The sequence below is a fragment of the Ideonella sp. B508-1 genome (assembly GCF_000333615.1).
Classification (GTDB): Bacteria; Pseudomonadota; Gammaproteobacteria; order Burkholderiales; family Burkholderiaceae_C; genus Ideonella.
Window position 1 is genome coordinate 1 of record NZ_BADL01000172.1, and the last position, 10,993, is coordinate 10,993.

The following is a 10,993-nucleotide window of genomic DNA, read 5'->3' on the forward strand; positions in this document are numbered from 1 at the left end:
ACCTGCTACGCGTCGTGGTGCCCGACATCGCCGCCTACGACAAGGTCTACAAGCGACTGACCGACGGCACCCAGTTGCACGACGTCAGCTCCAGCTTCGCGATGGAGGAACTCAAGCTCACCACGGCGCTGCCGCTGGGCTACGTCTGAGGCGGGCCGGCCGCCTCAGCCCAGCAGCCGCCAGGCCCCGCCCAGCAGGCCCGCGCCCAGCACCACCGGGATCACGCCCACCTTGAAGCGCAGCAGCGCGAGCGCGGCCGCCAGGCCGATCACCGCAGCCGCCCACTCGAAGCCGCCGGCCCAGCCCCGCGGCCAGAGCACGTGGTAGGCGAAGAACACGGCCAGGTTGACGATGACGCCCACCACCGCGGCGGTGATGGCCGTCAGCGGCGCGGTGAACTGGAGCTTGCCGTGGGTGGATTCGATGAAGGGCGCGCCCAGGAAGATGAAGAAGAAGGACGGCAGGAAGGTGAAGAAGGTCACCACCGCCGCGGCCGCCACGCCGGCCCAGGGCAGCGCCTGCGGACCGAAGAGGGCCTGGCCCCAGCCACCGACGAAACCGACATAGGACACCACCATGATCAGCGGCCCCGGCGTGGTCTCGCCCAGCGCCAGGCCGTCGATCATCTGGCCCGGCGTCAGCCAGTGGAAATGGTCCACCGCACCCTGGTAGACATAGGGCAGCACCGCGTAGGCGCCGCCGAAGGTCAGCAGCGCGGCCTTGGTGAAGAACCAGGCCATCTGGGTCAGCACGCCGTCCCAGCCCCAGGCCCACACCAGCGCCCCCAGGGCCAGCGCCCACAGACCTCCGCAGGCCGCCACCACGCGCCAGAACCGGGGCCAGGAGAAGCGCGCATGGGCCGGCGTGGGCGCGTCGTCGTCGATCACCGCCGGCCCCTGCGAGGCCCGCTGTGCACCGTGGCCGCCGCCCACCGCGAACTGGGCCGGCGCCAGCCGACCACCCAGGTAGCCCACCACCCCCGCCAGGCCCACGATCAGCGGAAACGGCAGACCCAGCGCGAAGATGGCCAGAAAGGCCGCCCCCGCCAGGCCCCAGAGCCAGCGGTTCTTGAGGGTGCGCGAGCCGATGCGCACCGCGGCCGACACGACGATGGCGGTGACCGCCGGCTTGATGCCGTAGAGCACCCCGGCCACTGCCGGCACCTGGCCCCAGGCCATGTAGACCCAGGACAGCGCGATCAGGATCAGCAGCGAGGGCAGCACGAACAGCCCGCCTGCGATCAGCCCGCCCCAGCTGCGGTGCATCAGCCAGCCGATGTAGGTGGCCAGCTGCTGGGCCTCGGGCCCTGGCAGCACCATGCAGTAGTTCAGCGCATGCAGAAAGCGCTGCTCGGAAATCCAGCGCCGGCGCTCGACCAGGTCCTCGTGCATCAGTGCGATCTGCCCGGCTGGCCCGCCAAAGCTCAGAAAGCCCAGGCGCAGCCAGTAGACGAAGGCCTGGCCCAGGGTGGGCGCGAGCGGCGCCATGGACGGCGCCGTGGTCGCCTCGGCCACGGAAGGTGGTGTGGTGCTCATGGTCGGCTCCCGGAAGCAGGGGCTGCGGCCAGGCCGGCCAGCAGGGCATCAAAGATTGGCAGCGCGGCCTGCAGCAGCGCGTCGTCGTCGGGATGCGTGGCCTGCAGGCCGCGCAGCAGCAGTTCGATGCCGGCGGCCTCGTCCTGCACCACGCCACCGACGTCCAGCCCATGCACCAGCGCCGCCAGGGCCGCCAGGCCGGGCTGGTCCATCAGGCCGAAGGACTCGGCCACCACCTCGAAGCTCACGCGCTCGCCCACGTGGGTGAAGCGCGCGCCGTCGTAGTCGAAGCCCAGCGCCCCGCGGGGCGTGCGCAGCGGCGGCTTGAGCCAGACGAAGCGGGGCTGACGGTCCACATGCCGCGTGATCAGCCAGGCCGTGGCCAGACGGTCCACCCAGGGGCGTGCCCGGGTGGCCCAGGTGCGGCCCTGGAAATCGGCCACCGACAAGCGGGCCAATGGGGCCTCGGCCGGGGCCGGCTCGCCGGGCGACCAGCGCCGCTCCAGCTCGGTCCGCAAAGCCTGCAGGGCGGCTTCGGCCTGCTTGGCCGCCGCACCGGGAAAGAAATCCGCCGCCTGCAGCGCCTGCAGCTGCTGGGCCAGCTGGCGCAAGGGCTTTGCGGCCGCCACCTCGTCTGCCCCCCGCCCCCCGCAGCGCCTCGCGCGCCCAGGGCCTTGGGGGCGCTTTTAGGGCCTGCAGGAACTCGGCATGGGCTGGCTGCGGTCGAACAGCGCCAGGAAGCCGCCCTCCTGGGCCGCGTCGCGGCGCCGTGGCCTGCAACAAAAGGGCGCTGGCACCGGCGTCGCGGATCGTGGCCTTCAAGGCGGGGAAGGCCGCCGCGGTGCTGGCCTGGACCGGCAGGATGTAGACGCCCTCGCGCAGCGTGGCGCAGTGCGTGCCTTCAAGGCACGCCACACCTTGACCCGCAGCGCGCTGGGCGAGGTGGGCAGGGTGGCAGTGAGGATCAGCCAGGAGGTCATGAAGCAATTATCACGGCATGTGATGAATGTACAAAGACGGCCCGCAACCCCCTTCCCGTCCGTGGGCGAAAGCACCCCGGGTCACCGCCTTGCGGGCGCTGGGTTATGTTCCAACCCTCTGCCCCTTGCGCTGCCCCATGCCCCTGAACGCCATCGCCCGCCGCTTTCCCATCCAGCCCCTCACCCCAAGCGAGGCCTCGCTGCCCGCCTCGGTGGCGGCGGCCCTGCCGCCGGACGGCGTGATCGTCTTCGCCTGCGAAGACGCCCATTCGGACACCGCTGCGTTTTCGGAACGCTACGGCTTCGGCCTGGACGATTGCGCCAACACCCTGATCGTCAAGTACCCGCAGAACGGCGAGGACCGCTTTGCCGCCCTGGTCTCGCTGGGCTCGCGCCGGCTGGACCTGAACGGCGCTGTGCGCCTGACCCTGGGCACCCGCAAGGTGTCCATGGCCCGGCGCGAGGTGGCCACCGAACTGACCGGCATGGCCTTCGGCGGCATCACGGCCTTCGGCCTGCCCGCGAGCCTGCGCATCCTGGTGGATGCGGCGGTGATGGCACGCGAGTTCGTCGTGATGGGCGCAGGCGTGCGGGAGACCAAGCTGCTGCTGGCGCCGGCCGTGCTGCAGCGGCTGCCGGGGGTGGAGGTGGCCGAGCTGACGCTGCCGGTGAGCGATGCCGGTTGATCCCTCGCCATACGCCCAACAGATAGACACTACTGTCACCATCGATTGGACGAATGACGCTGCCGAGGGCATGCTCTCGCCCATGCCGTCCCTGCCCCTGACGCACCGCGCCGATGCGGCCGTCCCGGTGTCCGCCGACACCCCCGTGCCCTTTGCCCGCATCAGCTTCGCGCTGTTCCTGGCCGGCTTCTCCACCTTCTCGCTGCTGTACTGCGTGCAGCCGCTGCTGCCCGAGTTCGCCGGCGCCTTCGGCCTGAGCCCGGCGCAGAGCTCGCTGGCCCTGTCGCTGGCCACCGGGGCGCTGGCCGTGGCCATCTTCTCGATGGGCGCGCTGTCGCAGGCCCTGCCGCGGCGCGGGCTGATGGCCACGTCGATGGTGCTGGCCGCGCTGCTGAACCTGGCGGCCGCCCTGGCGCCGAGCTGGCCCCTGCTGCTGACCTGCCGGCTGCTGGAAGGCCTGGTGCTGGGCGGCGTGCCCGCCGTGGCCATGGCCTATCTGGCCGAAGAGATGGAACCCCGCCGCCTGGGCAGCGCCATGGGCCTGTACGTGGGCGGCACGGCCTTCGGCGGCATGATGGGCCTGGGCGTGCTGGTCACGCTGGGCAGCTCGCTGGCGGCCATCGCCACCGGCGTCGGCCTGGTCACCATCGGCTTCTTCATCGCCCACGCGGTGGCCAGCGCCTGGGTGGGCCAGCTGGCCGGCGCGCACAAGGGCCACGCGGCCTCGCTGTACCTGCTGTTCTACTACCTGGGCTCCAGCAGCATCGGTGCGGTGGGGGGCTGGTTCTGGCTGCACGGCGGCTGGCCGGCCGAGGTGGCGCTGACCACTGTCCTGGCCGCCCTCGGCCTGGGTCTGGCCTGGGCCCAAGGCCGCCCGAACCAGGACGCCCGCCATGGCTGAACGCACGCCCCTGCTGCTGCTGCCCGGCCTGCTGTGCGACGCCGGGCTCTGGGTCCACCAGGCCGAGGCCCTGGCCGACGTGGCCGAGGTGCAGGTGGCCGACCTGACCCAGGACGAGCGGGTGGAGGCCATGGCCGCGCGGGTGCTGGCCCAGGCGCCCGCGCGCTTCGCGCTGGCCGGCCTGTCCATGGGCGGCTATGTGGCCTTCGAGATCCTGCGCCAGGCGCCCGAGCGGGTGAGCCGACTGGCCCTGCTGGACACCACCGCCGCGCCCGACAGCCCCGAGCGCGCGCTGCAACGCCGCCGCAGCCTGGCCATCCTGAAGCGCGGCCGCTTTCTGGGCGTCACCCAGCAGCTGCTGCCCACCCTGGTCCACCCCCGCCATGTGCGCGGCCCGGTGGGCCAGGCGGTGCAGGCCATGGCCCAGCGTGTCGGCCCCGAGGCCTACCGGCGCCAGCAAACCGCCATCCTGCACCGGCCCGATTCGCGCCCGCTGCTGCCCACGCTCACCCAGCCCACCCTGGTGCTGGGCGGTGCCGATGACACCCTGACCCCGCCCGCGGTGCTGCAGGCCCTGGCAGCCCCCATCCCCCAGGCCCAACTGCACACCCTGCCGGACTGCGGCCACCTGCCCACGCTGGAGCAGCCCGAGGCCACCACCGCCCTGATGCGCCGCTGGCTGATGGACTGAGCATCCCAGCCCAAGCCCACTTGGGCGCGCTTGTCCAGCGTATTTGTCTGAAGGCGGCCGGAAACGTCCTCAGATCACGCCATGACGCGCGAGTAACCCCCTCTTCAGGTGACGTTCCATCCGGCGGTTTCAGGCCCACACTGGACCCTGCAGTCTCGTGGCCGTCCGGTGGGCCTCCGAGCCCCTCTGGACGGTTTCCATCATCGATGGTGAGAGCGCCCGACCAGCATGGCCCACGTCAATCTGAACATCCAGCCCGGCGACAGCACCGAAGAGGTGTGCGCCAAGATGATCCGTTACTTTTCGACGGCGGCCGGCGAGGCGCCGGCCGACCCTGTGCTCGCCGCCGGTCACCGCGCCGCGCACGCCTGGCGCGCCCTGATGAGCACCGCCCATCCCGATCCGGAGAAGGTGGACGCCCTCATGCGCTATGTGGCCCCCCACCGGGCCCACAGCGGCATGGCCTGGCAGCTCCTCTACCTGGCCGTGTGCAGCTGGCGGCTCACGCTTCGGGCGCCGGCCAGGGTCACAACCCCGAGCGACGAAGTCTGCGCCTGACCCAGCGAGGGGCCATTCCGGGCCACCTGGGCTGAGAAGGAGCGTGCGGGTTACAGTGGGCACAACCCTGCCCGACCATGATCCGCCGCGCCCTGTCTTTCGACGCGCTGAGCCAGCGCCACGGCCCCCGCTACAAGTGGCTGCTGCTGATCACCGTGGCCACCGGCACCATCGCCGGTGTGCTGGCCACCACGGCCCTCAACGTCGCCATCACCGCGCTGAGCCAGCAGTTCAAGCTGGGTCATGACCAAGTCCAGTGGGCGGTGACCGGCTTCATGGCGGCCATGACCCTGTCGATGCTGCCCACGTCGTGGCTGCTGGACCGCATCGGCTTTCGGCGGCTGTTCCTGACGGCCGTGGCGGTGCTGTCGGTGGCCAGCGTGGCCGGCAGCCTGGCCCAGAACTTTGGCGAGGTGGTGCTGGCGCGGGTGCTGCAGGGGGCTGCGGCCGGCATCCTGCAGCCCCTGGGTACGATGGTGGTGCTGCGCCTGTTCCCGCCGCACATGCAGGGCCGGGCCTCGGGCCTGCTCACGCTGGGGCTGGTCATCACCCCCGCGGTGGCGCCGGCCTTCAGCGGCGTGCTGGTGGACCATTTCGGCTGGGCCGCCGTCTTCCTGTTCAACACACCCTTCTGCCTGGCTGCCCTGGCCCTGGGCGCCTGGCTGCTGCCGGCACCCAGCCCCGGCCAGAAGCACCCCTTCGACTGGACCGGTGCCCTGCTGCTGTCCCTGGCCACGCTGGCCGTGGTGGACGGCGTGACCCGCCTGCACCGCAGCGGCGTCCTCTCGGCATGGACGGCCGCCCACGCGGCCCTCACCCTGCTGACCCTGGCCGCCTTCGTGCGCCACGCCCGGCGCAGCCCGGCACCGCTGATCCAGCTGGGCCTGTTCGGCAGCCGCACCTTCACGATGGGCAGCGTGGTGTCCTTCACCTACGGCTTCGGGCTCTACGGCTCCACCTACCTGGTCCCGGTCTTCCTGCAAAGCGCCCTGGGCTACACGGCCACGGCGGCGGGCAACGCGCTCGTTCCCGGCGGCATCGCGCTGGTGCTGTGCACGCCCCTGGCCGGCCGGCTGACCGACCAGTACCCGCCCAAGGCGGTGGCCATCGCGGGCCTGCTGCTGTTCGGCGGCTCCTTCTTCGCCTTCTACGTGCTGGGCCAGCACATCGGCTACGCCACGCTGATCGCGGCCACCGTGGTCGGCCGCATCGGCCTGGGGATGATCCTGCCCGCCCTGAACCTGGCCACGCTGCGCCACCTGGCGCCGCACCAGCTGGCCCAGTCCTCTGTCATCGTCACCTATGCGCGCCAGCTGGGCGGGGTGTTCGGCGTCGCCATGACGGCGGTGTTCGTCGAATGGCGCGAAGGCGCCTACCGGGAGCAGGCCGACGGCCTCTTCACCGCCTACGGCCAGGGCTTCTTCCTGCTGGGCGCGGTGGTGCTGGCGGCCATGCTGGCGGCCCTGCTGATGCGGGGGCAAGCCCCCGCCGCGGTGCAGACCGAGGTTTGAGCTGGCAACATGCGGCCCCTCGCCCGACCGCCCCCGACACCATGCACCGGATCACGCTGCCCAACCAGCACACCCTCAGCCCGATCGCCTGTGGCGTCTGGCGCTGGGCCGACACCACCGACACCGGCGTGGACGCCGCGCTGGCCCGCATCGACGCCTGCCTGGCCCAGGACATCACCACCTTCGACCACGCCGACATCTACGGCGACTACCGCTGCGAGGCCCTGTTCGGCGCCGCCCTGCGCGCCCGCCCCGCCCTGCGCCAGCAGATCGAGCTGGTCACCAAGACCGACATCATGCTGCAGTCGGCGCAGTGGCCCGACACCCGCGTCAAGCACTACGACACCCGCCCCGCGCACGTGCAGGCCAGCGTCGAGCGCTCGCTGCAACGCCTGGGCGTGGAGCTGATCGACCTGCTGCTGATCCACCGCCCAGACCCGCTGTGCGACGCCGAGGCCCTGGGCGCCTGCCTGGACGCGCTGATCGACGCCGGCAAGGTGCGCGGCGTGGGCGTGTCCAACTTCATGCCCTGGGACATGGACCTGCTGCAGTCGCGCATGAGACACCGCCTGCAGCTCACCCAGATCGAGCTGAGCCTGCTGCACACCGCGCCCTTCACCAATGGCCAATTGGCCCATGCCCAGCATCACCGCATGCCGGTGATGGCCTGGTCGCCGCTGGGCGGCGGCCGGCTGCACACCGAGGCGCAGCAGCCCGGCACGGCCGCCCACCGCCTGGCCCCGCGCCTGGCCGAGCTGGCCCGCGCCAGCGGCACCGACACCACCGCGGTGGCCATGGCCTGGCTGATGCACCACCCGGCCGGGGTGATCCCGGTGATGGGCAGCCTGCAGCCCGAACGCATCGCCGGCTTCACCCAGGCCCTGCAAGTGCCGATGGACCGGCAGACCTGGTTCGAGCTCTACGAGCTGGCCAACGGCCACCCGGTGCCCTGAAGCGCGCGGCCGGCGGCCCGCTCAGCCGCCGGTGGCCCCCACCATCACCCAGTCGCGCTGGCGGTCGGCCCCCACGTCGAAGGTGGTGTGGCCCACCGCCTCGAAGCCGCACTTGCGGTAGAAGGCGATGGCCCGCGCATTGCGCTCCCAGACGCTGAGCCACAGATGGCCCGCACCGGCCTGGGCCGCCTCCTGGCGGATGGCCGTCATCAAGCGGCCGGCCAGGCCCGTGCCCTGCTGCTCGCGCACCACGTAGAAGCGGTGCAGGGCCACGGGCCGGTCCTGCGTCACCGCCGCGGGCAGCTCGCCGCCCCAGGCCAGCTGGGCAAAGCCCACCAGGCGATCGCCCTCCTCGGCCAGCCAGGTGCGCAGCGCCGGGTCGGCCAGTTCGGCCTGCTGCTGCGCCGGGTGGAAGTGGGCGGTGATGTAGGCCCACAGGTCCTCGGGCCGGTTGTCGGCCGCGTAGGTGTCGTGAAAGCAGCGCGCCGCCAGCGCCGCCAGCGCCGTGGCGTCCCCCGCCACCGCCGGGCGCAGCCGCACCGGCTGCGCCCGGCGCGGTGCGGGCGGCGGCAGGTCCAGCGGGCAGCCCATGTGGACCTTGCCCAGACAGGCCCGGTCGGTACAAATGGCCTCGGGCTCCAGCCCGAAGACGCGAAAGCCGCAGGACTCGTACAGGCGCTGGGCGGGTGCATTGCCTTCGGTCACCGTCAGCGTCACCCAGCGCACGCCGGGGTGGGCCGCCGCCTCGGCCAGCGCCGCCTGCATCAGCGCGCGGGCCATGCCCTGGCCCTGCTGGGCCGGCTGCACGTACATGCCCACCAGATGGGCACGGTGCCGCGTCTTGGCCCGGCTGGAGAACTCCAGCGCCACGCTGCCCACCAGGGTGTTGTCCACCCAGGCCCCCAGCGCCAGCCCCGAGCCATCGGCCGCCGCGGCCCGCTGCGCCCACCAGGACAGCGGCAGGGCCGCCCGCTCCTCGGCCGTGGAGGTGAAGGCGTCCCCCGGCTGGGCATAGGCCTCCAGCATCAACGCGCGGTAGGCCGGCGCATCCTGGGCGGTCAACTTGGCGATGGTGAACACGGCGCGGGCTTCGGAGCAGTGGGCGGGCCCGCCAGCATACGACGCGCCTCAGGCCAGGCCGGCCTGGTCCAGGCCATAAAGCCGGTCCTGCGAGCCCGGCACCACCGCAAAACCCACCGACAGGCGGTTCCAGCCATTGATGGCCACGATGGCAAAGCTCAGCGCGGCCAGCTCGGCCTCGCTGAACTCGGCGCGGGCGGCCTGGTAGTCGGCCTCGGGCACGCCGTGCGCGGGCAGCTGGGTCAGCAGCTCCGTCCAGGCCAGCGCGGCGCGCTCGCGCGGGGAGAACAGCGTCGATTCGCGCCACACCGCCACATGGTGCAGGCGCAGCGGCCGCTCGCCATGCAACGTGGCCTCCTTGACGTGCATGTCCACGCAGAAGGCGCAGCCGTTGAGCTGAGAGGCGCGCAGCGTCACCAGGTCACGCAGCGCAGTCTCCAGACCGCTCTGGCGCAGGGCCAGGCTGAAGTCCAGGTACTTCTTGAACAGGTCGGGGGCGAGTTCGGCGTAGTGCAGGCGTTGGCTCATCACAGGGCTCCAGGTTCGGTTGGGAAGCGAGACCACGACGGTCTCATCCCCCAAGACGAACGGGCCCCCCGGCCTGTGACAACCGTCTGCCGTTCAGGTCACCGGCGCCGGGTTGAACAGCACCAGCGCGTTGTGCAGGCGGTGGCGTTCGGCCCAGGTGGGCTGGCCGCTGGCCACGGCCAGCATCTGGCGGAACAGGGCCCAGCCGGTCTCCTCGATGCTGGCCTCGCCGTCGGCGATCACGCCGGCGTTGAGGTCCATCAGGTCGTGCCAGCGGCGGGCCAGGTCGCTGCGGGTGGCCACCTTGATCACCGGGCATTCGGCCAGGCCATAAGGTGTGCCGCGGCCGGTGGTGAAGACGTGCAGGTTCATGCCGGCGGCCAGCTGCAGCGTGCCGCAGATGAAGTCGGACGCGGGCGTGGCGGCGAACACCAGGCCGCGCTGATCGGGCCCGAGCTTCTCACCGGGCGAGAGCACATGGTCGATGGGGGCGCTGCCGCTCTTGACGATGGAGCCCATCGCCTTCTCGACGATGTTGGACAGGCCGCCGGCCTTGTTGCCGGGCGTGGTGTTGGCGGCCCGGTCGGCCTGGCCGCGCGCCAGATAACGGTCGTACCAGCCCAGCTCGCGCACGATGGCCTCGGCCACGGCCGGCGTGGCCGCGCGGGCGGTGAGCTGCTCCACCGCATCGCGCACCTCGGTGTTCTCCGAGAACATCACGGTGGCGCCGGCCCGCACCAGCAGGTCGGCCGCGAAGCCCACCGCCGGGTTGGCGGTGACGCCGCTGAAGGCATCACTGCCGCCGCACTGCACGCCCACCACCAGTTCACTGGCAGGAATGGTCTCGCGCCGGCGGGCGTTCAGACGCTCCAGGTGGGGCACGGCCCGCGCGACGATGTCGTCGATCATGGAGGCGAAGCCCACATGGGCCGCGTCCTGCAGGCAGACGGTGTCGGGGCCGCCGTCGGCCGCGGCGCTCTCGATGGCAAAGCTGCCCGGGGGCAGCAGGCGCTGCGGCTGCAGCTTCTCGCAGCCCAGGCTCACCACCAGCACCTCGCCGCCGAAGTTCGGGTTCTGGCTGATGTGGCGCAGGGTGCGGATGGGGATGACCGCGTCGGGCGCGTCGATGGCCACGCCGCAGCCGTAGCCGTGCTCCAGGCCCACCACGCCGTCGACGTTCGGGTAGCGCGGCAGCAGCTCCTCACGGATGCGGCGCACCGCATGTTCGACCACGCCCGCCACGCACTGCACGGTGGTGGTGATGGCCAGCAGGTTGCGCGTGCCCACCGAGCCATCGGCATTGCGGTAGCCCTGGAAGGTGTGGCCGGTCAGCGGCTCGCCACGGGTGGCGGCGCGGGTGGCCATGGGCAGGCCCTGGAGCTCGCGCGCGGCGGGCAGGTCCAGCAGGCGCTCGTGCACCCAGGCACCGGCCGGCAGATCGCGGTTGGTGGTGCCGATGGTCACGTCGTAACGGCGCACGGCGCTGCCGGCGGGCAGGTCCACCAGCGCCAGCTTGTGGCCCTGGGGCAAAAGGGCGCGCAGGGTCAGCCCGGCGCCGGGAACGCACTCG

Annotated in this window: 11 protein-coding genes and 1 pseudogene; 7 read left to right on the plus strand and 5 right to left on the minus strand. The window is 72.0% G+C overall.

What is annotated here, in order from left to right:
- Positions 1-149: pseudogene (locus I73_RS31480) on the plus strand (Lrp/AsnC family transcriptional regulator); the annotation flags it as partial.
- A gap of 15 nt (positions 150-164) precedes the next feature.
- Here the strand turns inward: I73_RS31480 and chrA are convergent.
- Both chrA and I73_RS33495 read right to left on the minus strand, forming a co-directional pair.
- Positions 165-1,487 (minus strand): chromate efflux transporter, encoded by a 1,323-nt coding sequence (chrA, locus tag I73_RS07990; RefSeq protein ID WP_026096456.1) that lies wholly within the window; start codon positions 1,485-1,487, stop codon positions 165-167.
- Between the two features lie 44 nt (positions 1,488-1,531).
- Complete coding sequence (locus I73_RS33495) at positions 1,532-2,164, minus strand: chromate resistance protein ChrB domain-containing protein (RefSeq protein ID WP_199899043.1); 633 nt, start codon at positions 2,162-2,164, stop codon at positions 1,532-1,534.
- Positions 2,165-2,652: 488 nt separating this feature from the next.
- On the opposite strand from I73_RS33495, the gene I73_RS08000 reads away from it, so the two are divergent.
- The 6 genes from I73_RS08000 (at position 2,653) to I73_RS08025 (ending at position 7,815) form a co-directional block, all read left to right on the plus strand.
- Complete coding sequence (locus I73_RS08000; RefSeq protein WP_022980137.1) at positions 2,653-3,201, plus strand: YbaK/EbsC family protein; 549 nt, start codon at positions 2,653-2,655, stop codon at positions 3,199-3,201.
- A gap of 82 nt (positions 3,202-3,283) precedes the next feature.
- Complete coding sequence (locus tag I73_RS26735) at positions 3,284-4,102, plus strand: MFS transporter (RefSeq protein ID WP_083876625.1); 819 nt, start codon at positions 3,284-3,286, stop codon at positions 4,100-4,102.
- The gene (locus I73_RS08010; protein WP_022980139.1) at positions 4,095-4,793 is read left to right on the plus strand and encodes an alpha/beta fold hydrolase; all 699 of its coding nucleotides are present in this window, start codon (positions 4,095-4,097) and stop codon (positions 4,791-4,793) included. Before I73_RS26735 ends, I73_RS08010 begins: the two co-directional genes overlap by 8 nt.
- Before the next feature lie 228 nt (positions 4,794-5,021).
- Positions 5,022-5,351 (plus strand): hypothetical protein, encoded by a 330-nt coding sequence (locus I73_RS08015; RefSeq protein WP_022980140.1) that lies wholly within the window; start codon positions 5,022-5,024, stop codon positions 5,349-5,351.
- A gap of 77 nt (positions 5,352-5,428) precedes the next feature.
- On the plus strand, positions 5,429-6,862 hold the full coding sequence (locus I73_RS08020) for a DHA2 family efflux MFS transporter permease subunit (RefSeq protein WP_022980141.1): 1,434 nt from the start codon (positions 5,429-5,431) through the stop codon (positions 6,860-6,862).
- Between the two features lie 41 nt (positions 6,863-6,903).
- Positions 6,904-7,815, plus strand: a complete 912-nt coding sequence (locus I73_RS08025; RefSeq protein WP_022980142.1) for an aldo/keto reductase family oxidoreductase — start codon at positions 6,904-6,906, stop codon at positions 7,813-7,815.
- Positions 7,816-7,836: 21 nt separating this feature from the next.
- Here I73_RS08025 and I73_RS31490 read toward each other — a convergent pair whose 3' ends face one another.
- The 3 genes from I73_RS31490 to garD all read right to left on the minus strand — a co-directional run.
- A complete protein-coding gene (locus I73_RS31490; RefSeq protein ID WP_022980143.1) occupies positions 7,837-8,895 on the minus strand; it encodes a GNAT family N-acetyltransferase in 1,059 nt (352 codons plus the stop codon).
- A 48-nt stretch (positions 8,896-8,943) separates the two neighbouring features.
- Complete coding sequence (locus I73_RS08035; RefSeq protein ID WP_022980144.1) at positions 8,944-9,423, minus strand: carboxymuconolactone decarboxylase family protein; 480 nt, start codon at positions 9,421-9,423, stop codon at positions 8,944-8,946.
- A gap of 93 nt (positions 9,424-9,516) precedes the next feature.
- Positions 9,517-10,993: galactarate dehydratase (gene garD / locus I73_RS08040; protein WP_022980145.1), on the minus strand; the 1,477-nt coding region annotated here is incomplete at its 5' end.

What these genes read in the sequence shown, in the direction of transcription:
- chrA (WP_026096456.1), bottom strand. Translation starts at nt 1,487, where the DNA reads ATGGCGCCGCTCGCGCCCACCCTGGGCCAGGCCTTCGTCTACTGGCTG.
- I73_RS08000 (WP_022980137.1), top strand. Translation starts at nt 2,653, where the DNA reads ATGCCCCTGAACGCCATCGCCCGCCGCTTTCCCATCCAGCCCCTCACC.
- I73_RS26735 (WP_083876625.1), top strand. Translation starts at nt 3,284, where the DNA reads ATGCCGTCCCTGCCCCTGACGCACCGCGCCGATGCGGCCGTCCCGGTG.
- I73_RS08010 (WP_022980139.1), top strand. Translation starts at nt 4,095, where the DNA reads ATGGCTGAACGCACGCCCCTGCTGCTGCTGCCCGGCCTGCTGTGCGAC.
- I73_RS08015 (WP_022980140.1), top strand. Translation starts at nt 5,022, where the DNA reads ATGGCCCACGTCAATCTGAACATCCAGCCCGGCGACAGCACCGAAGAG.
- I73_RS08020 (WP_022980141.1), top strand. Translation starts at nt 5,429, where the DNA reads ATGATCCGCCGCGCCCTGTCTTTCGACGCGCTGAGCCAGCGCCACGGC.
- I73_RS08025 (WP_022980142.1), top strand. Translation starts at nt 6,904, where the DNA reads ATGCACCGGATCACGCTGCCCAACCAGCACACCCTCAGCCCGATCGCC.
- I73_RS08035 (WP_022980144.1), bottom strand. Translation starts at nt 9,423, where the DNA reads ATGAGCCAACGCCTGCACTACGCCGAACTCGCCCCCGACCTGTTCAAG.